21 protein-coding genes are annotated in these 19,763 nt (G+C 61.4%); 10 read left to right on the top strand and 11 right to left on the bottom strand.

Features of this window, described 5'->3' with window-relative positions; genetic code table 11:
• Nucleotides 1-100: 100 nt before the first annotated feature.
• Nucleotides 101-799 carry a RibD family protein gene (locus ACIQWP_RS02900; protein ID WP_402782726.1) on the top strand — a complete coding sequence of 233 codons (699 nt, stop codon included), beginning with the start codon at nucleotides 101-103 and terminating at the stop codon, nucleotides 797-799.
• A 63-nt stretch (nucleotides 800-862) separates the two neighbouring features.
• Here the strand turns inward: ACIQWP_RS02900 and ACIQWP_RS02895 are convergent, their stop codons facing one another.
• Nucleotides 863-1,852 (bottom strand): aldo/keto reductase, encoded by a 990-nt coding sequence (locus tag ACIQWP_RS02895; protein WP_402782046.1) that lies wholly within the window; start codon nucleotides 1,850-1,852, stop codon nucleotides 863-865.
• Nucleotides 1,853-1,970: 118 nt separating this feature from the next.
• Nucleotides 1,971-2,903 carry an alpha/beta fold hydrolase gene (locus ACIQWP_RS02890; RefSeq protein WP_402782043.1) on the bottom strand — a complete coding sequence of 311 codons (933 nt, stop codon included), beginning with the start codon at nucleotides 2,901-2,903 and terminating at the stop codon, nucleotides 1,971-1,973.
• Nucleotides 2,904-2,964: 61 nt separating this feature from the next.
• On the opposite strand from ACIQWP_RS02890, the gene ACIQWP_RS02885 reads away from it, so the two are divergent.
• Complete coding sequence (locus tag ACIQWP_RS02885) at nucleotides 2,965-3,582, top strand: TetR/AcrR family transcriptional regulator (protein ID WP_402782040.1); 618 nt, start codon at nucleotides 2,965-2,967, stop codon at nucleotides 3,580-3,582.
• Between the two features lie 9 nt (nucleotides 3,583-3,591).
• Here the strand turns inward: ACIQWP_RS02885 and ACIQWP_RS02880 are convergent, their stop codons facing one another.
• From ACIQWP_RS02880 to ACIQWP_RS02860, 5 genes are all read right to left on the bottom strand, one after another.
• Nucleotides 3,592-3,942: a ribbon-helix-helix domain-containing protein gene (locus ACIQWP_RS02880; RefSeq protein ID WP_402782037.1), complete on the bottom strand. Its 351-nt coding sequence runs from the start codon at nucleotides 3,940-3,942 to the stop codon at nucleotides 3,592-3,594.
• Between the two features lie 20 nt (nucleotides 3,943-3,962).
• On the bottom strand, nucleotides 3,963-4,559 hold the full coding sequence (locus tag ACIQWP_RS02875; RefSeq protein ID WP_402782034.1) for a DJ-1/PfpI family protein: 597 nt from the start codon (nucleotides 4,557-4,559) through the stop codon (nucleotides 3,963-3,965).
• 94 nt (nucleotides 4,560-4,653) lie between these two features.
• Nucleotides 4,654-5,046 carry a DUF779 domain-containing protein gene (locus ACIQWP_RS02870; protein WP_402782031.1) on the bottom strand — a complete coding sequence of 131 codons (393 nt, stop codon included), beginning with the start codon at nucleotides 5,044-5,046 and terminating at the stop codon, nucleotides 4,654-4,656.
• A 79-nt stretch (nucleotides 5,047-5,125) separates the two neighbouring features.
• Nucleotides 5,126-6,634 (bottom strand): aldehyde dehydrogenase, encoded by a 1,509-nt coding sequence (gene adh / locus ACIQWP_RS02865; protein ID WP_402782028.1) that lies wholly within the window; start codon nucleotides 6,632-6,634, stop codon nucleotides 5,126-5,128.
• 157 nt (nucleotides 6,635-6,791) lie between these two features.
• Nucleotides 6,792-7,742 (bottom strand): helix-turn-helix domain-containing protein, encoded by a 951-nt coding sequence (locus tag ACIQWP_RS02860; protein ID WP_402782724.1) that lies wholly within the window; start codon nucleotides 7,740-7,742, stop codon nucleotides 6,792-6,794.
• Nucleotides 7,743-7,950: 208 nt separating this feature from the next.
• Here ACIQWP_RS02860 and ACIQWP_RS02855 point away from each other — a divergent pair, with 208 nt between their 5' ends.
• The 4 genes from ACIQWP_RS02855 (at nucleotide 7,951) to ACIQWP_RS02840 (ending at nucleotide 11,576) form a co-directional block, all read left to right on the top strand.
• Nucleotides 7,951-8,874, top strand: a complete 924-nt coding sequence (locus ACIQWP_RS02855; RefSeq protein WP_402782025.1) for a phosphatase PAP2 family protein — start codon at nucleotides 7,951-7,953, stop codon at nucleotides 8,872-8,874.
• Between the two features lie 172 nt (nucleotides 8,875-9,046).
• Entirely contained in the window at nucleotides 9,047-9,301 is a 255-nt protein-coding gene (locus tag ACIQWP_RS02850; RefSeq protein ID WP_402782022.1) for a GCG_CRPN prefix-to-repeats domain-containing protein, read from the top strand.
• A 233-nt stretch (nucleotides 9,302-9,534) separates the two neighbouring features.
• Nucleotides 9,535-9,954, top strand: coding sequence for a thiol-disulfide oxidoreductase DCC family protein (locus ACIQWP_RS02845; protein ID WP_402782722.1), 420 nt, complete (start codon nucleotides 9,535-9,537; stop codon nucleotides 9,952-9,954).
• Nucleotides 9,951-11,576, top strand: a complete 1,626-nt coding sequence (locus ACIQWP_RS02840) for a DUF4166 domain-containing protein (protein WP_402782019.1) — start codon at nucleotides 9,951-9,953, stop codon at nucleotides 11,574-11,576. The genes ACIQWP_RS02845 and ACIQWP_RS02840 overlap by 4 nt, the downstream gene beginning before the upstream one ends.
• Nucleotides 11,577-11,640: 64 nt before the next feature.
• On the opposite strand, the gene ACIQWP_RS02835 is transcribed toward ACIQWP_RS02840, so the two are convergent.
• Nucleotides 11,641-11,751, bottom strand: coding sequence for an alpha-isopropylmalate synthase regulatory domain-containing protein (locus ACIQWP_RS02835; protein WP_402782720.1), 111 nt, complete (start codon nucleotides 11,749-11,751; stop codon nucleotides 11,641-11,643).
• Here ACIQWP_RS02835 and ACIQWP_RS02830 point away from each other — a divergent pair.
• Entirely contained in the window at nucleotides 11,746-12,117 is a 372-nt protein-coding gene (locus ACIQWP_RS02830; RefSeq protein WP_402782015.1) for a helix-turn-helix transcriptional regulator, read from the top strand. The genes ACIQWP_RS02835 and ACIQWP_RS02830 overlap by 6 nt on opposite strands.
• Before the next feature lie 3 nt (nucleotides 12,118-12,120).
• Here the strand turns inward: ACIQWP_RS02830 and ACIQWP_RS02825 are convergent, their stop codons facing one another.
• The 3 genes from ACIQWP_RS02825 to ACIQWP_RS02815 form a co-directional block, all read right to left on the bottom strand.
• Nucleotides 12,121-12,678, bottom strand: coding sequence for a GNAT family N-acetyltransferase (locus ACIQWP_RS02825; RefSeq protein ID WP_402782012.1), 558 nt, complete (start codon nucleotides 12,676-12,678; stop codon nucleotides 12,121-12,123).
• Nucleotides 12,679-12,680: 2 nt separating this feature from the next.
• A complete protein-coding gene (locus ACIQWP_RS02820; RefSeq protein WP_402782009.1) occupies nucleotides 12,681-13,754 on the bottom strand; it encodes a serine hydrolase domain-containing protein in 1,074 nt (357 codons plus the stop codon).
• Nucleotides 13,755-13,863: 109 nt separating this feature from the next.
• Entirely contained in the window at nucleotides 13,864-15,672 is a 1,809-nt protein-coding gene (locus ACIQWP_RS02815; protein ID WP_402782006.1) for a diguanylate cyclase, read from the bottom strand.
• A 766-nt stretch (nucleotides 15,673-16,438) separates the two neighbouring features.
• On the opposite strand from ACIQWP_RS02815, the gene ACIQWP_RS02810 reads away from it, so the two are divergent.
• From ACIQWP_RS02810 to ACIQWP_RS02800, 3 genes are read left to right on the top strand one after another with little or no spacing between them, the layout of a single operon-like run.
• Nucleotides 16,439-17,920 carry a DUF4173 domain-containing protein gene (locus ACIQWP_RS02810; protein ID WP_402782003.1) on the top strand — a complete coding sequence of 494 codons (1,482 nt, stop codon included), beginning with the start codon at nucleotides 16,439-16,441 and terminating at the stop codon, nucleotides 17,918-17,920.
• 45 nt (nucleotides 17,921-17,965) lie between these two features.
• Entirely contained in the window at nucleotides 17,966-18,670 is a 705-nt protein-coding gene (locus ACIQWP_RS02805; RefSeq protein ID WP_402782000.1) for a response regulator, read from the top strand.
• Nucleotides 18,670-19,683 (top strand): ATP-binding protein, encoded by a 1,014-nt coding sequence (locus tag ACIQWP_RS02800; protein WP_402781997.1) that lies wholly within the window; start codon nucleotides 18,670-18,672, stop codon nucleotides 19,681-19,683. Before ACIQWP_RS02805 ends, ACIQWP_RS02800 begins: the two co-directional genes overlap by 1 nt.
• Nucleotides 19,684-19,763: the final 80 nt, after the last annotated feature.

The raw sequence follows: 19,763 nt of genomic DNA, 5'->3' as shown, positions 1-19,763 counted from the left end.
GAAGAGTGGCCTGGGCATGTGTGGCGAGAAAGAAAACGGCTCGCCGGCGGCCTGGCTGGAGAAGGTGCGCGACACCGATTATCTTGGGACAAGCACAATCATGAAGCCCTATGTCATCTGTCACATGGTTTCCTCGCTCGATGGCGGATTGCATCCCAGCCGGTGGACGGGCAGTCCGGACGGCAAGCTCGGCGACTGGAGCGCTCTCTATCAATCCTGCCACGAAAGGCTTGAGGGCGATGCCTGGATGGTCGGTCGCGTCACGATGGCCGAACTGAGCAAAGGCAGCCCCCATCCGCCGCATGAGCACGGCAAGATGGAGCGCCCCTTCCATTTCGCCAATCGGAAGGCCGCCAATTTCGCCATTGCCGTAGACACTTCCGGCAAGCTGCATTTCACAGGGAATGAGATTGATGGCGATCACATCGTCGTCCTTCTCGGCAGCGATGTGGCGGATAGCCATCTTGCCGAACTGGCGGGTGACGGGATCTCCTACATCGTCTCGGCGCAAGCCCAGCCCGACCTATCTGTCATGCTGGAGACGCTGGAGCGCGAACTCGGCATCAAGCGGCTGTTGCTGGAGGGTGGCGCGGGGATCAACGGCTCCTTCCTTGCCGCCGGCCTCGTCGATGAAATCAGCCTGATCATCGCGCCAGTCCTCGATGGGCGCGCTGCAAGCCAGAGCATCGTCGAATACGGTGAGGCGGGCCTGGCAGGGAAGGTTCAGCTCTCGTTGAAGAGCTGCGAGCCGCTGGCGCATGGGGCGATCTATCTGCGCTACGCGGTTGCGCCATCGTGATGCTGGCAGCAAACGCGGCATAGGGTTTGTGGCCGCCCATCGGCGGCCACGGGAATGCTCATATCAGCGGCCGGTGGTCTTCATCAGTTGCTCCGGATAGCGCTCGCCTTCGATCGCGATGTCCGCGGCGGCGCGCTGAATTTCGGCGAGATCGGCCGCGCTCAGCTCGACATCCGCGGCCGCAAGGTTTTCTTCCAGACGATGCAGCTTGGTTGTACCGGGAATCGGCACGATCCAGGGCTTCTGTGCAAGCAGCCATGCCAGCGCGACCTGGGCTGGTGTTGCCTGCTTGCGGTCGGCAATCTGCTTCAGGAGATCGACGAGTGCCTGGTTCTTCTCCATCGCCTCCGGCGTGAAGCGTGGCAGGATCTTGCGAAAATCATTCTCGCTCATCTTCGTATCCTTGCCCATCGCGCCGGTCAGGAAGCCCTTGCCGAGTGGGCTGTAGGCCACGAGACCAATGCCTAATTCCTCGCAGGCCTGCAGGATGCCGTTCGTCTCGGGGCCGCGCGTCCAGAGCGAATATTCATTCTGCAATGCCGTCACCGGCTGCACCGCGTGGGCGCGACGCACCGTCTGCGCACCGGGCTCGGAAAGGCCAAAGTGCCGCACCTTGCCGGCGGCGATCAATTCCTTCACCGTGCCGGCCACATCCTCGATCGGCACTTCGGGATCGACGCGATGCTGGTACAGCAGGTCGATGACCTCGATGCCCAGCCGCTTCAGCGAGGCATCCACGACCTCGCGAATATGCTCCGGACGGCTGTCGAGGCCGTTGGATTTGCCATTCTCGATCCTGAAGCCGAATTTCGTGGCGATGACGACCTGATCGCGAACGGGTTTCAGGGCCTCGCCGACGATTTCCTCATTGGTGAAGGGACCATAGATCTCGGCGGTGTCAAAGAAGGTCACACCACGCTCGACGGCATTGCGCACGAGCCTGATACTGTCATCCTTGCTCAGCGCATGACCATAGCCGAAGTTCATGCCCATGCAGCCGAAGCCGAGAGTCGAAACTTCAAGGCCGGTATTTCCAAGTACACGCTTCTTCATCGCATCTCTCCTGCTGTCGCAAGCGTTTCGGGTTCGATGCGCATAAGATATGGGAGGCCGCACCTAGTGATTAGGCAGCATAATCGGCATAAAGCTATATTCAATTTTCATGAATAGGCTATCCGGCCTCTGCACCGATGAGGGCAGATGGCCAGGGATTGCGGCCCTCCCCCAGCCAGGAAAGCGTATCGGTCCAGAAGCTGTCCTTGTAGCTGTCGTGAAACAGGCCGAAATGGCCGATCGTACCCCGGCCGAAATCGGCCGGGCGAAGCAGCACCGACAGGCGTCGCGCGCCAGTATAGTAGTTCAACGTGCGGCGAATGGCCGGTAAGGTGCCGAGTTCGTCGTCGGAAACCGCGACGGCCAGAACGGGCGCGATGACGGCTGCCATGCGCCGCAGCGCATCCGTTTGCTCACCCTTTGGATGGCTGCGCTCAAACCGGCGACCGCGAAAACTCCATTCGTTTGCCACGCCTTTCGGCAGGTCCTCCAGCCAGCCAAGCCGGCGGCCTGGAAAATAACCGCAGAACGCGGTTATCGCGGGCATGGCGACATGCCATTTGAAGAAGAGAGCGGCCCGCCTGCGCGGCATGTAATCGCCCCACCAGGCATATTGGGCACCAACCGTCAGGATTCTATCGATCATCGGCGCATGTTCGGCCAAGCCTGGCAGGAAGCCCCCGACGCTATGGCCAACCACCATCAGCGGATCGCTGCGACGATGACTGGTCATCCACTGAAGCGCCGCATCGAAATCCCGCTCGCCCCAATCCCGCCAGCGATAGCCTGAACCCCGTAGCTGCTGCGGCCGAGACTGACCGATGCCGCGATAATCATAAGTCAGGACATCGAACCCATGCCCGGCCAGAAACTGCGCGTAGCGATGATAGTAGCGCGCGAGAACGCCGGTGGCCGGATTGATAATGACGCTACCTGCCGGCCACTTGGTCTCCGCCTGCCAAAGATGGCCGCCGAGAACAACTCCGTCCCGGCACGGAATGGAAATCACCTGGCCGGTTGAACTCGGGGATGGACGTGGTTGCTCGCTCATGGCCGACAGCATGGGGCTATTGCCGCGTTGTGTATATTCACTACCCGGTATACATTGGGCCATGAAAGACAGCTCCCAGCCGACCCGCGAACGCATTCTTCAGGCCGCTGGAAAACTCTTCCACCAAAGTGGTATCCGCGCTATCAGCGTTGACGCCATCGCCGACAAGGCGGGCGTCACCAAGCGCACCCTCTATTATCATTTCCGCAGCAAGGACGACCTGATCGCCGCCCATCTGCAGGCGCGCGACGAGCCGAACCTTGCCCTCTTCAAGCGCTGGTTCGAGGAGGCGGACGGCGATATCGCCGAGAGGGTTGCCGGCATTTTCCGCCATCTGGCGCAGTCGGCGCGCAGCGCCAAATGGAAAGGTTGCGGCTTCCTGCGCACCTCGGTCGAACTCATCAACCTTCCCGGCCATCCGGCCCTGGTGGCGGCACGCGCCCATAAGAGGCGCGTCGAGGACTGGCTGGGCTCGATCTTCTCGGAGGCGGGAGCGGGAGGCGATGCCCTGCCGCTCGCACGCCAGATCATGCTGCTCCTCGACGGCTCCTTTGCCGTCGTTTTGCTCCATCGCGATCCCAGCTACATGGACGCTGCGGCGGATGCAGTGACGCGGCTGATTGCCGAGCGATTGTCGGACGCACGGGCAAACGCGAGCCGCCTCCCAGGCGCCGCATAGGCAATACGTTCAGTGATACTTCAAGCGCTCACGGCCAAGGATCGCGGGAGCATCGACGCCGGCGATGGGCTGGGAGAGATCGCTCGAAATATTGCCGGCAAGCTGCAGGTCGAGATATCGGGCGCAGCAGACCCGCAGGAACGAGGTGAAATTGCCGAGATCGTGGCCGGCGTCGATCGATTCGTGGTGCAGCTTGGTAATCAGCTGCACCACGTTCATGCCATCACGCCGCGCGATTTCCTCCAGCTTCGACCAGAAGAAGTTTTCAAGCCTGACGCTGGTCACCATGCCATCGATGCGCAGGGAGCGCGTCGTGCTTTCCCAAAGTCTCGCATCGGCCTTGATGAACAATTCGCACATGCGCGTTCTCTCCCAAAGTTTCAGGCGGCGTTTGCTTCCGACAATGCGGCAGCATCGAGCACGGCCATGAATTGACGCAGCCACGACGGATGCGCCGGCCAGGCCGGTGCGGTCACCAGATTACCGTCGGCGACCGCATCATTGATGGCGATATCGGCATAGATGCCGCCGGCGAGTTCCACCTCGGGACGGCAGGCGGGATAGGCAGAGCAAGTACGTCCCTTGAGGACGCCGGCAGCCGCCAGCAATTGCGCGCCGTGACAAATTGCGGCGACGGGCTTGCCTGCCGCGAAGAAGTGCTGGACGGCCTTGATGACCTCTGGGTTCAGGCGCAGATATTCCGGCGCGCGGCCACCCGGAATGACGAGCGCGTCGTAATCTTCGGCACGGATGCTGGCGAAGGTCGCGTTTAGCGCAAAATTGTGGCCGCGCTTCTCGGAATAGGTCTGGTCACCTTCGAAATCGTGGATGGCCGTTGCCACGGTCTCGCCGGCATTCTTGCCGGGGCAGACGGCATGGACCGTATAGCCGCAGGCAAGCAGCGTCTGGAACGGCACCATGGTTTCATAGTCCTCGGTGAAATCACCTGTGATCATCAGGATCTTTGCTGCTGGCATCGTCTTCCTCCCTTGGAACCAACGGATGGCACTTTAGCAAAGCAGCTGAGGTCGCGGGTATTAGGCGAATACTACACGCCATTTATGACCTTGGTTATGGCTTTGGCGACGGCCGGATATCCGGGATCGCGCAAGCCTCGCCGCCGCCGAACAGGCGGGATCGGGTCAGGAAGCGCTTCTCTCTTCCGTTGTCGAGGGAGAACATGCCGCCACGACCTGGCACGACGTCGATGATGAGCTGCGTGTGCTTCCAGGCTTCGAACTGGCTGCCGCCGATATAGACCGGCACGCCGCCGATCTCGCCGAGCTTGACGTCGTTGTCGCCGATCATGAACTCGTTGGCCGGATAGCACATCGGCGAAGAGCCGTCGCAACAGCCTCCGGACTGATGGAAGAGGATATCGGGGTGATCCTCCTGTATCTCGCGGATAAGCTCGAGCGCCTTGTCGGTCGCGAGCACCCGAGGCTCCGATCCATTGTCGTCCATGATGATCCTCCCTCATCGCCTGCAAATGCACGAAGCCCCCAGCCACAGCTGGGAGCCTCATTGGTTTCGTTGGGAGGTCTCAGAAGAAGCCGAGCGCCTTCGGGCTGTAGCTCACCAGCATGTTCTTGGTCTGCTGGTAATGATCGAGCATCATCTTGTGCGTCTCGCGCCCGATGCCGGATTGCTTGTAGCCGCCGAAGGCCGCATGCGCGGGATAGGCGTGATAGCAATTCGTCCACACACGGCCTGCCTGGATCTCGCGGCCGAAGCGATAGGCGCGATTGCCGTCGCGGGTCCAGACACCGGCACCGAGGCCATAGAGCGTGTCGTTGGCGATTTCGAGCGCTTCCTTCTCATCCTTGAAGGTCGTGACCGAGACGACCGGACCGAAGATCTCTTCCTGGAACACACGCATCTTGTTGTGCCCCTTGAAGATGGTTGGCTTGATGTAATAGCCGCTCGCCAGTTCGCCACCAAGATCGGCGCGAGCGCCGCCCGTCAGCACTTCCGCACCTTCCTGCTTGCCGATATCGAGATAGGAGAGGATCTTCTCCATCTGCTCGCTCGATGCCTGCGCCCCGATCATCGTTGCGGAATCGAGCGGATTGCCCTGCTTGATCGCCTCCACACGCTTGATCGCCTTTTCCATAAAGCGGTCATAGACCGATTCCTGGATCAGCGCGCGGCTCGGGCATGTGCAGACCTCACCCTGATTGAGGGCAAACATCGCGAAGCCTTCGAGCGCCTTGTCGAGGAAATCATCATCCTCGGCCGCGACATCGGCAAAGAAGATGTTCGGCGACTTGCCGCCAAGCTCAAGCGTGACGGGGATGAGGTTCTGGCTGGCATATTGCATGATCAGCCGGCCGGTCGTCGTTTCGCCGGTGAAGGCGATCTTGGCGACGCGCGGGCTGGTGGCAAGCGGCTTGCCGGCCTCAAGGCCGAAGCCGTTGACGATGTTGAGAACGCCCGGCGGCAGGAGATCGCCGACAAGCTCGGCCCAGACGAGCAGCGAGGCCGGCGTCTGTTCGGCGGGCTTGATGACAACGCAATTGCCGGCGGCCAGCGCCGGCGCAAGCTTCCAGGCGGCCATCAGGATCGGGAAGTTCCACGGAATGATCTGCCCGACGACGCCGAGCGGCTCGTGGAAGTGATAGGCGACGGTGTCGTGGTCGATCTCGCCGATCGAGCCTTCCTGTGCACGGATGCAGGAAGCGAAATAGCGGAAGTGATCGATGGCGAGCGGAATGTCGGCTGCCATGGTCTCGCGGATCGGCTTGCCGTTATCCCAGCTTTCGGCCTGTGCCAGCACTTCCAGCTTATCTTCCATGCGCTGGGCGATCTTCATCAGGATATTGGAACGCTCGGTGATGGAGGTCCGGCCCCACTTGTCCTTTGCCGCGTGAGCAGCATCGAGCGCAGCGTTGATGTCCTTTTCGTCGGAGCGCGGGATCTCGCAGATCTTGCCGTCGGTGATTGGTGTCAGGTTATCGAAATACTTGCCGGCGATCGGCGCGCGCCACTCGCCGCCGATATAATTGCCGTATTTCAGCTTGAACGGAGATTCGACGATCTTCTGATGCAGCATGCCATCCTCCCTTGGTCGGCAGGTTCGCTCAACGAACCCAATGGGGGGAAGTCTGGTTGCATATGGCGGTGGGCGATAGGGGCGGCGTCAAGTGCTGCATCGCACAGTGTCGCAACTCTGCGACAGCTACCTCGCCGAAAGTGCCCTCACCGGCAATTCAGTGCAGATTGAGCCGTTTCATCTTCCGATGCAGCGTCGAGCGGCTCATGCCGAGCGCGGCCGCTGCCTGGGAAACATTGCCATTGGCACGCGAAAGAGCCCTGAGCAGGGCGGCACGTTCGGCCTCTGCCAGGTCTTCGCCCACCGCTGCCTGTTCGCGAAGAACGTCAGATGCAGGAACTCCGGCAGCAATGCTGTGATCGTCGAGTTTCAACGCGAGGCGCGCGGCCCGCGTGGCACCGAGCACGAGGTCGTTGCGATCGACCGCGAGCAGCGCCGAAGTGGATGCAGTGTCCGTGGGAACCATGACGAAGCGGGCCCCGGCAAAGGCGCTCCTGAACAGGTTGAGTTCGATACGCAGTGCGGCATCGCGTACGGTCTGCGACAGAATTGCCAAGGTTGCATCATTAACATCATCGCGGCAGGTGGAAATGTCGAGCGCTCCGGCCAATTGTCCACGATGATCCCGGATCGGTGCGGTCGTGCAGCTCAAGTCGATGTTAGCGCAAAGAAAGTGCTGATCGCGAAAGATCGCCACGGCCCGCTCGTCGGCCAGCGCCGTACCGATTCCGTTTGTACCGATGCTGGCCTCGGTCCAGACGGAGCCGGTCCACAGGCCCAGATCGTGGAACTCCTTGTCGTCGCCGGCAGCGCCGCGGCGTTCCAGTGCGATACCGTCCCGATCGGTCAGAAGCAGGCAGCAGCCGGCTTTACCAACCGCAAGGAAAAGGCGATCCAGCTCGTTGCTGGCTTCGGCGACCAGCCGCTCCGATCGCTCCAGCGCCGCTTGAAACTCCTGAGCGCCGAGACGCATCGGCATACGCTTTTCCTCCGGCGCGAGGCGATGCATGATCATGCATCGTCGCCAGGAGGCAACGACAGACGAACTCGCCGCCGCCGATTGCGCCGACGCGTAAACCTGATCCGCATGCGCGGAATACTCTTGCATTTGGCTCCTCCCACCGAACGCTACCTCGATTGTCGCTAAAAATGGCGGCTGAGGCAATCCTCCCCGCCGCTTTTGCCCGAGATCGCGCCTTTCAGGCGGCTGTCAGCGTGTTGCTGTAGCAGCCCCTTGCAAGGGAAACGGAGCGGAAGGCGATTGGTGAGGCCGGCTCCATGAGCGGCTGTATCGACAGCAACGGAAAGTCAGCTTTATGCAGGCATGGCAGCGGGGCCGACAGGCCGTGAAGGAAATGCTGGAGCGTTCCGCCGACACCGGTCGCAGGCGCATGACCGGCGGCCTGCGCTGCTTCTTCAACACACCGGCCGTTAAACCGCCCGCAAATCGCGCATTTCTCGAGCGTCCGATCGTCATCATCGCCATCTTCCTTGCGCTGTCGTTGCTCGTCATGTGGACGGCCGACTATCCCTTGGGCGTCTGGATGAAGTCGTTTCCCACGCAGTTGCGCGGGATGGCAAAATGGATCAGCAGCCTCGGCACGGGGCTGCTGGTGCTGTCATTCAGCGGCGCGCTGCTGATATTTGCGATCCTCGCACCCGCGCATAAATTGCGCAAATCCATGCGAACGGGCGCAGATCTCATCGCCACCGCAGCCGCCTTCGTTTTCCTGGCGGTCGCCGGCGGCGGCATCGTCGATTCGCTTGCCAAGAACATCATCGGTCGCGCCAGACCGGAACTCCTGGATACGAACGGCGCCTTCTCCTTCAAACCCTTTGCCTTCCAAGCTGATTTCGCCTCCTTTCCCTCCGGACATTCGGCAACGGCCGGGGCCATGGCGATGTCGCTGGCGCTGGTCTTTCCCCGCCTTCGCCCTGTCTTCATGCCTGTCGGCGTCCTGATCTGCCTGTCGCGCCAATGGGTGGGCGCGCATTGGGCAAGCGACACGCTGATGGGCTGGGGCGTTGGCGTCGCCTTCGCCCTGTGGCTGGCACACGCATTCGCCAGACGCCGTCTCCTTTTCACCTATGATGCCAGCGGTCGTCTGTGCCCGGGGGAACAATACAAGGCAATCCTCGCCGTCCTGCGCGCCTTCATCCGGCGCGTACCGATCATCGGCAAGAAAGCGGCCCCCACGGTAAAGTCGTGCCCATCACAGGCTCTCGAAATCCGATCCTGACCCGCGGCAAGCGCGGTTCTCTCGCAGGGCTCGCCGGCTCGTGCGCAGCAAATGCCGGCCCTTTTCATCTCATTGCAAAATGATCGAAATGCAGCGACGGATTTGCCGAACGCAGCCGTTTAAGCGCTGAAGGGATAACAGCGTAAGCTCTTCAAGGACGAATGAGGACATCATGAAAAAGATCATTTTGCTGGCTTTTGCCGCGACCGCCTGCTTTGCGGCCATCACGCCGGCCGAGGCCCGCGACGGGTGCGGTATCGGCTTTCATCGCGGCCCCTATGGCTATTGCCGCCCGGATGGACGGCCTGTCGTCGTCGTGCCCGTCGGCCCGGCTGTCGGCATCTTCTATCCCGGCCGCGGTTACTGGGATGGGCATCGCTATTGGGTGCATCGCGAGCGGTGGCATGGTGGCTGGCGTTATCGCTAAGCCACTCTTCTGACAGGTGCTCGGCCCGGTCCCGGAGATCGGGCCGCATGCCGACTGGCAGTTCGATTGCCTTGCTTCCTGCGATCCTCCCACGGCCTGCCCTGCTCCGCACGGCAAAGGGCATGGTCTCCTTCCAGTTTGACATGGCAGCCCACGGAAACGTGCAATTGACGGCGGGAACTCAACCGGGCAAAGCTGTGGTCAGACCGGTTTATAGAAGCGCCGATGCCAGCATGAGCGAAAGCAATACCAGCAGCGATCAAGGACCGATCATCGTATTCGACGCCATGTGCGTCCTGTGCTCGGCCAATGCTCAATTCGTGCTGCGCCACGATCGCGTCGGTCGCTTCCGGCTTGCCTCCATGCAGGGTGAAACCGGAGCCGCCCTCTACCGGCGCAGCGGGATAGACCCTGCCGATCCCGACAGCATGATCGTCGTCGATGGCCCGAAGGTGCTACGCGACAGCGACGCCGTACTCGGCATCTATGCCGGGCTTGGCTGGCCCTGGAAAGCGCTTTCCCTGTTGCGCCTCGTGCCCCGGATGTTGCGCGACCCGGCCTATCGTTTGCTTGCCCGCAATCGCTATCGCATTTTCGGCAAACGCGAGACATGCTGGCTGCCAACGCCCGAGCAGGCGAGCCGCATCCTTTGACAAAGGTCCTCGTTCTTGGGGGCTATGGCGGGTTCGGCTCGCGCCTGTCACGGCGCCTTGCCGGCGACGGTTTCGACGTTCTGGTCGCCGGTCGCAATCTTGAAGCAGCGAAGACGCTCGCCTCTCAACTGCGGAATGCGATTGCGCTGAAGGCCGATCGCAATGGCGATATCGCAGCGATCCTCGATGAGTATAAGCCCTTTCTGCTGATCGACGCGGCCGGCCCCTTCCAGCAAAGCGACGACAGGGTCGCGCGAGCCTGTATAGAGGCCGGCGTCCACTACATCGATCTTGCCGACGCCCGCGATTTCGTCGGCGCGATCGGCTGCCTCGACGACAAGGCGAAGGCTGCCGGCGTCGCCGTCATCTCAGGCGCGTCGAGCGTGCCGGCGCTATCGAGCGCCGTCATTGGCGAGCTTGCCAAGGACATGCAGGAGCTTCGTTCGATCGAGATGTCGATCAGCGCCTCCAACCGCGCGACAGCGGGCGCCTCGGTCGCATCGGCGATCCTGAGCTACGTCGGTAGGCCGGTGCGGCTCTGGCGCGGCCGGCGCTGGCAGAATACAACCGGCTGGCACATGATGAGGTGCGAAACCTACGCGGTCTCCGGAAGGCAACCGCTGCGCCGGCTGGTGGCGCTTGCCGACGTGCCGGATCACGACCTGCTGGTCGATAGCGTAGCCGGCCGGCCGCGCGTCATTTTCCGGGCCGGGCCCGAATTCGCTTTTCAGACGCTGGCTCTCTGGCTGTTGTCCTGGCCGGTGGTCTGGGGCTGGCTGCCGTCGCTGCGAAAGATAAGTCGCCTCCTGCTCCCATTGCAGGGCCTGACGGCACGGCTTGGCACCGCCTGCTCCGCCGTGACCATCGAAATCAAGGGAATCCGGCAAGGCGCCATGCGAGCCCGGCGCTGGACGCTCATTGCGGACAATGGCGACGGCGTGGAGATCCCGACCCTTGCGGCGCAATTGCTTGCGCGGGCCTTGCGTGATGGCCGGCTTTCGCCCGGCGCCCGTCATGCAGGAGGGCTTCTGTCCCTCGATGACTTCCGAACGCTGTTTCGCGATCTGGCGATCAGCGAGGAAACGACGGAGACGCCTTACACGCCGCTCTATCAACGCGTGATGGGTTCCGCGTTCACCCATCTCTCGGAGCCCGTTCGTGCCATGCACGACGTCTTCGGTGATGGCGGCGCGAAAGGCGAGGCTATCGTCACGCGCGGAAGGTCGCTTGCCGCCCGGCTGGTCGCGAAATTATTCGGCTTTCCCGCAGCGGGAACACATGAGCTCCATGTCTCCTTCGACGAGTGCAATGGCATCGAGCAATGGACGCGGGATTTTTCCGGTCAGCGTTTCCGCAGCCATTTGAGCGAAGAAAGGGGCCACCTCGTCGAACGCTTCGGCCCCTTCCGCTTTGCATTCGATCTTCCGTCTCGCGGCAATGGGCTCGGTATGGAGATCCGGCAATGGTCGTTCCTGCGCCTTCGACTGCCACTTGCTCTTGCGCCCCGGAGCATTGCTCATGAACGAACGCAGGACGCCCGGTTCCATTTCGACGTGTCGATCGCCCTGCCCCTCGTTGGCACCGTCGTTCACTACAGGGGCTGGCTACAGCAGGTCGATTGATCCAACCCGATATCTGCAGCCAACCATATCGGTCAAAGCCGGTCGCTGGCGATATTGCCAATCGTCAACCGACAGCACTTGCCGCGCTGAGGACGGCCTTGACCGTTGCTGTCGCTACATCGTCATCGATCCCGACGCCGAAAACCTGTCTACCGTCCGGCCGGGCGCATTGCAGATAGGCGGCCGCTTTCGCATCGCTGCCGCGACGCTTGCTGCCTTCTGCGAAACCATGCTTGGCGATCTCGCAAGCACGATCTTGATCGAAGAGGCGGCAACCACGCTCCATATGAGCCGGGCGACGCCTATGCGACTGTTTCAGCGCGAGACGGGATTGAGCTTCGGCCGGCGGCGGCAGGCCCGCATGCTGAAGGCTCTGACCTTGCCCGCGGAGGGTCGGAGCGTTCTCGATGTCGCACTGGACTGTGGCTATGACAGCCCAAGCGCCTTCTCAGCGATGTTCCGGCGGTCACTGGGGCGCTCGCCCCGGGATTATTTTCAATCCGCCACACTGCCTGGCCAAACCAGCCAGGGTCTTGACTAGGAGCTACTTCTGCCGGTCGCCGGCCAGGCAACCGAACATGCGGAAATCATGGAAGGCCTCCTTGAACCGCGCCTTCTGCCGAAGCGTGCCCTCATATTGAAACCCCGCTTTCTCAAGAACCCGGTCGGAGGCGGCGTTTCCCGGCAACGTCCAAGCCTCGATGCGGTTCAGCGAAAAATCGTCAAAGCCGCATCGGACGACAGCGCATGCCGCCTCGCTCATCAACCCTTTGCCCCAGGCCGCGGGATGCAGCTCATATCCCAGTTCCGCGCATCTGGCGCGCCGGTCGATACTGTTGAAGCGGATGGCACCGAGCAACAGGCCGGAAACCCGATCCTCGATGATCCATGAACAGCCAGCGCCCTTGGGAAAGATTTTGATCATCCATCGCAGGGAACGCTCGATCTGCGGCATTTTCGGCGTGTCGACCCAGTTCGAGAACCGAGTGATTTCCGGAATCGAAATCAGCGCATGGAAGTCATCGCGATCATCCATGCTTGCTTCGCGAAGCCGCAGCCGCTCCGTCAGGAGTGTGGGAAACTCGATCTTTGACGGTGCCATCTTCACGCTTTCAGGAAATTGGCAAGAATAATCTCGCGCCAGACGCGGGTAGGCGTGATCCAGGCGTCCCATGCATTATACTTGCCGGAATAGATGACGGCGGCAATGCCGGCATCGGGCATGAGCCAGAGCCGTTGGCCGCCATTGCCAAAACCTGCATACCACGTGCGCGGACCGTCGAACGCCGGCACCGGCGCATCCCCGGAGAACCACAATCTGCCATAATTCAAACCGTCCCCAGTCGAAATCGCCGGTGCGAGGGATTGCTCGATCCACGCTTCGGAAACGATCCTTTGGCCGTTCCACAACCCCTTCTGCAGGAAAAGCATGCCGATCTTCAGCAAATCGGGAGCAGTCAGGCGCAATCCGGATGCCGGCGACGCCACACCGTCATGTCCGGCCGACCAGTAGAACTTCGCAATGTCGAGCGGCTCGAAGAGAACCTCTCGCGCGAAATCGGGCAAGCGCTTGCCGGTGCGCCGCTCGATGATCGCCCCCACAAGCGCGACGCTGCCGCCGGAGTAAATCCAGCGCGTTCCCGGCTCGGCGATCACCGGACGCTCCAGAACGAAGCGATATCGGTCCGGCGCATTCTCCATCGCAATTTCGCTATTCAGCGGGTCGGTATAGGGACGATCCTCGTCCCACTCCATGCCGAGCGTCATCGTCAGGGCGTGACCGATGGTAATTTTGGCACGCGCGGGATCGCGGGCAAGATCGCCGTATTCCGGGAACTGCTCATAGAGGGATGCGTCCGCCGGCGGCACCAATCCCCTGTCGAGCGCGATGCCATAGAGAAGACCGGCGATGCTCTTGGTGACCGACCGCAGATCATGCAGCGTGTCCGCATCGAAGGCGACATCACCGAGCGGCACTCCCCAATTTTCGTCGGGGCCGACGGCATAATATTCCAGGCATACGCTCCCTGAACGAGCGGCAAGCACGACAAGCAGATCACGCAGCAATCCGGATTCGATACCGGCTTCAAATTTGCGGCGGAGCCCGGGATCAAAGCCCATGGCCTGCAAGGTTTCGCCATCCGGCGACGAAGGTGAATTGCTCTTGGTAATGACCATGAAATCTCTGCCCTTCGCTCAGTGGCTTTCGCCGGAAGCTACAATCGAAGCGCGTATCGAGCAAGATGACCGGACAGCAATTCGACATCCATGTTCGCTCGACCCTAAATTAGCCCTGCCCCATCTTCACGTCTTCTTCCGACCCCATCGCAAAGGCGGCCACCGTCCGGTTGCGGCCGTTCAACTTCGCCTTCAGCAGGGCACCATCCGCGCGGTTGATCAAGGTCGTGGTCGGCCCTGAAACCGGAGAGGAGGCGATGCCGACGGAGACGGAAAGCGGGCCGACAATGCGCGCGCGGTAGGAGAAGGGTGTGGCGAAGACCCGCGTGCGCAGCTTCTCCGCAAGCGCAAAGCCCTCTACGTCAGCAATGTCGGTGGCGATGACGGTCAGCTCCTCGCCGCCAAAGCGGTAGACCGTGCCGGCGTCGCCGACCGTATCGGCAACGATCTGTCCGACATGCCGCAATACCTCGTCGCCGGCATCGTGACCGAACTCGTCGTTGAAGCGCTTGAAGTGATCGATGTCGATCATCATGCAGATGACTGTGCGAGCGGATTGATCCCTGTGAAGATGATTGAGCGCCTCGTCCAGCGAGCGCCTGTTGAGCAGGCCGGTCAGCGCGTCGCGCACGGCGAGATTGATCAGCCTGTCGCGCAGCTGCAGGTTCGCGATGGCAAGACCGATATTCTCGGCAATCAGCTCCAGATAGAGCCGCGGCGCGTCGGCCGCGGTCGCATCCTTCGTGCGGTCCTCGAAGTAAAGCAGGCCGATTGCTTCGCCGAGCGCCGTCAAGGGAACGCAAAGACCTGGGACACCCGATTGATCCAGATGCTGGCAGGGAATGTCGGTGTCGGCCACATGGCTGACATGCGGCCTGCCGCGGCGCAGCCCCCAGCAGGCCGATGCGGCGAAGGAAGGCTCGGTATGTTCCGGCTCCAGCCACCGGCTGACTTCGCTCAGCGTCGTCCGGCTCTCGTTCATCGTGTAGAGGCACCCCGCAATGCCCGGAAAGATCTGCGGCACGAAGAGCGCAACGACGTCCGCGAGCTCGTTCTGGGCATAGCAGGCCTGGAGGCGATGCATCATCTGCAGGATAAGATCCTTCGTCGCCAGATCGCGCTTGCGCTCGGCATCGAGACGGTTCCGCTCCAGACCGTTCTCGCGGAAGATCTGTATGGCGTCGTTCATCTCGCCGATTTCGTCGCGACGGAGGTCGGTCGGCACTTCGACGGCATAATCCTGTTTTGCCAGCCGGTTGACGATCCCGGTCATGCGCACCAGCGGCAAGGCAACCCGGCGCCGCAATATGAAATAGAGCACGCCAAGGAATATCACGGCGGTCAAGGCAAGCATCACCTTGGCGATATTGGCCCAGAGATCGCTGCGCGCCTGGGCGGAACGAAAGGCCGCCTCTGTGCGCGCTGTCGCCAGAGCGCGGAACTGATTGACGCTGTTGAGCAGTGCCGACTGGATACGTTCGTGATCAGGGCCGAACAGCGTATCGCGCGCGCCGCTCTGATTGCCACTGGTATAGGCGGCAACCGCCGCTTCCTCTACCTTATCGAGCGCTTCAGCATTGGTTGCCACCTGCTCGACGACCTGAAGCTCGCCATCTGGGATGCCGAGGCCGCGCAGGGCATTGATCGCGGTATCGCGACGGCGCTCTTCACCCTCGTCGACGGTGAAGGCATCCAGATGCCTCTCGTCGCCGCGCATGACATAAAGACGGGCCTCATCGGTCGTTTCCTCGGCGCCGAGCGCAAGCTCCTCGCCCATACTGTTCAGCAGCAGATGCTGCTCCACGGCCTGCCGTTCCTGCGTAGCGCTTCGGGCCGAAAGGATGAAGGCCACGGCAGACAGAACGGTCAGGACCACGGTGATGCCGTAGGCCCAATTCGTAATCGTGGTAATTCTCATCTGCCGTCCTCTGCGCTAATTTCAGGCGCTCCTAAAGTACATGCCCCGCCGAACCCTCAGTTATGACATCCAGCCGCAGGATCAAGCGAGAATATGCAGCATGGAAAGCTTATTCCAGGTTCATGGGCGCAAACCGTCCGGCACCCGTCAATCAATGAACAGCCAGCACATCGCATTCTGGCATCCCGGCGCTCCCTGGCCTTCGCCTGCATCGCGTGAAACGAGGCGCTATGGGTATCGCTTTCTTCTGACGGGAATCTTGGTTGCAGCTCGAGGGCCGCTTCCAAGATTCCCGGCTGTCGTCAGGGGTGAGTACGACAGCCGGGCCAACAAATCGATTTTCAGACCGGCAATCCATAGGTCAACTGGAAGCTGGGAAACACATGCTTAAGTTCCACAAGTGACTGCTCCATTTTGGGACACCTTTCATGCAGAGACAAAATTTATCCTGACAAGATTAGTCCTGCTCCCGGCAATTGTTGTTCGGATCTCATACAAGGCCGATGATCTGAACTTTCCAACTTGGCCAATTTTCCTGAATAGCTCCTCGGCCTCTGCACGGATTCTGCAAAGACGGGCGTCATCGTCGCGCCATGAACAAGACGCCTGAGAAAACCACAGCTCCGCCCTCTCGCCTGCCCCGCAGTCTCCTCAAGGACGGTTGGTGGCTGGAGGACGATCGTCATCCTCGCGCCGATCCGCCCGCCCAGGGCTGCAGGATCATACCCTTCGTCGCTGCCCAGCGTCCCGCACGGAGCCGATACCGATGAGCCTATCCGACGCCCCTCGTCTTTCCGCCAATCCCGCAAGTAATTCCAATCGCAAATTCCTGATACTGATTGCTCTTGTCGCGCTGGCCGACATCCTCCTCTTCGACAGGGCGGCCGGACTCAATCTCTTTCTATTCGCCAATACAGTTGCAGCCGGTCTGCTGATCTCTTCCAGAAGAAGGCAATCCATTTCAAAAACCTCGGCGCTTCTCGGCCTCGGAGTTGTCGCGTCGGCGCCGCTTGTCGAGACCGCGTCCTGGATGGGCGTCGCGGTCAGTCTGCTCGGCCTTTCCCTGATCTCTCTTGGCGTCGGCGGATTGCTCCCCCGGCAATGGACGCGCCTGCCGCTGGTGTTGTTCCGCTTCCTCCTGGATCTGCCGCTGCGGCCCTTCCGTCAGGCAAGTTATCGCTGGCTGCAGCGCTTGCAGAGACCGTCATCTGGAGGTGTCCGGCATCATCTTAGCGGATGGATCATGCCGCTGAGTTTCGCCGCCGGCTTTCTTGCGCTCTTCGCAATGGCCAATCCGCTGATCGACAAGACGCTGCGCAGCATCGACCCGACCTTCCTGCTACAATTGTTGAGTATGTGGCGCGTCGGTTTCTGGCTCGTTGTTGCAGCCTTTCTGTCTCTGTTGCTTCACCCACGCCTGATGCGCCGCCACCGCCATCGACAAGAGATCGCACAGGTCGCCGTAGGGGTTGAGGATGGGCTGTTCGGCCATGGTGCGCTGCTACGTTCGCTCGTCGTCTTCAACGCGCTGTTTGCACTACAGACACTGCTCGATCTTGCCTATCTCTGGGGCGGAGCGAGCCTGCCTGACGGCATGAGTCACGCCGAGTATGCCCATCGCGGCGCCTATCCGCTGATGGTCACCGCACTTCTTGCGGCAGCCTTCGTGCTTGTCGCCATGCGCCGCGGCGGGCCGGGTGACCGCAGCCCGCTGCTTCGTGGACTGGTACATCTGTGGATCGCGCAGAACATCCTCCTCTGCTTTTCCTCCATTCTGCGGCTCGATCTCTATGTCGAAGCCTATTCGCTGACGGAGCTGCGCGTTGCGGCCGGCATATGGATGGGCCTCGTCACGATCGGTCTCTTCCTCATCCTCCTGCGCATTCTGCTGCGTCGCTCCAACGAATGGCTGATTGCGCTCAGCTCTGCGGCTCTGGTCATCACGCTCTATGCCGCCGCGCTTGCCGATATTCCCGCCTTCATCGCCCGCTTCAATGTCACCCACAGCCGCGAAATATCAGGCGAAGGCATTGTGCTCGACCTTGACTATCTCGCAACACTCGGCCCGGCGGCCATCCCCGCACTCGATACCTATCTGGCATCGCTTCCCGCCGACATAGATGTCCGCCGGATGCGCGAAGCACTCAGATGGCAGCATGCGGGTCGTTCGCCCGACTGGCGAAGCTGGACATATCGCGCCGCCCGACTCGACGGCTACCTCAAGAACGATGCAACTCTTGCAAGATGAGGCCGAAACGAAGAAAACGAACGAGTGAACCCGGAACTTTATCGCATGGCACAGCGCATCCTCGTCGTCGACGACGAACCCAATATCCGCGACGTGATCTGCTTCGCGCTCGATCGCGCCGGCATGAAAACGACGACCGCCCGCAACGGCACGGAGGCCATGATGGCCTTCCATCGCGGCGGTCTCGATCTGATCGTGCTCGACGTCGGGATGTCTGACATGGATGGGCTGGAAGTCTGCCGGCGCATCCGCAAGACATCGAATCTTCCGATCCTCTTCCTATCGGCGCGCGACGAAGAAATCGACCGGATACTGGGCCTGGAAATCGGCGGCGACGACTACGTCACCAAGCCCTTCAGCCCGCGCGAGCTGGTCGCGCGGGTCAGAGCCATTCTGAAGCGCAGCGGATATGGTTCAGAACCGGATACAGCCAATGGCTCGGTCGCCATGGGATTGCTACGGCTCAATCGTGGCGGCCACACGGCGAGTTTCGCCGATGTGCCGCTTGCCTTGACGGCGCTCGAATTCGCAATCCTCGAGACGCTGCTGACGCGCCCGGAAATCGTCTTCAGCCGTGATCAGCTGATGGAGGCGGCCTATGGTGCCGACATGCAGGTCGTCGACCGCACCATCGACAGCCATATCCGCAACATCCGCGCCAAGCTTTCGGCGGCCGGCGGCAAGGGCATCATTGCCACGGTACACGGCATCGGCTTCAAACTGACGACGGGCACGGAAGGAGCAACCTGATGCGCACGCCCCGCGTGAAGCCGAAATGGCGACCGCCGCTCGCCCTCATCGTCTATGCCGTGCTTCTGACTGTGATGATGCTACCGCTGCTGACGGTCATCTGGTTTCGCGTTGTGCGCGCCGCCTCCGGCGCCATGGCGCCAGCCGAGATCACGACGCTTGCCGCCGTTCTCATCCTGACCCTGATCGTCGCCTATGTTCTGACGCGGACGCTGACCGTGCCGATCAACGCCCTGATCGCGCGAACGGACGAGATTGCCCGAGGTGGACGGTCGGCAATCCGGCCGCTCGAAATCTACGGCACGCGCGAAGTCGCGACCCTCTCGCAGAGCTTTCTCGATCTCGCCGGCAAGCTGGTTGATCATTCCGATTATGTCCGCTCCTTTGCCGCCCATGTCTCCCATGAGCTGAAATCGCCCCTCACCTCGATCAAGGGCGCGGCTGAGCTCCTGCGCGACGATGACGACAGCAATCCGATGAGCCCGGAGCAGCGCAACCGCTTCCTCGGAAACATCATCGCCGATACCGAACGGCTGGACCGGCTGTTGTCGCGCCTGCGGGAGCTGGCGAAAGCCGAGATGCCAGCGGAGCAGGGTTCGAGCAGCCTTCGCGATATCGTCGCCCAGCTCAAGATACAGTTTCGCCAATTGGCTATTGACGATGAAGGCAGCGCAGATGAGACACTGGCACTGCCCGGCGAAGCGGCGGGCATCGTCTTTGCCAATCTCGCGGAAAACGCCTTTCAGAATGGCGCCACGACGCTTGCGATCAAGGCAAGCGGTGAAGGGCGAAGGATGACGATCCAGGTTCGCGACAATGGGCGCGGCATTGCCGACGGCAATCGGGATCGCATCTTCGAACCATTCTTCTCGACGCGACGCGACGATGGCGGCACGGGCATGGGCCTCGGTATCGTCCGCGCGATGCTCGCCTCGCATGGCGGCGGCATCGATCTGCTTGACAGCAGCAACGACGGCACGGCCTTTCAGGTCATCCTGCCGCGTATTTCCTAAGGCAATCTCCAATGTCAAGCCTCGATGGCGAAAAGCGGCCGGTGGTTCGAGCCACCGGCCGCTTTTTCGTTCAAGATCTG

Source organism: Rhizobium sp. NPDC090279 (assembly GCF_044769665.1).
Taxonomy (GTDB): Bacteria; Pseudomonadota; Alphaproteobacteria; order Rhizobiales; family Rhizobiaceae; genus Rhizobium.
Note: the sequence above shows the minus strand (reverse complement) of the source record. Positions and strands in the feature narration are given on the sequence as shown.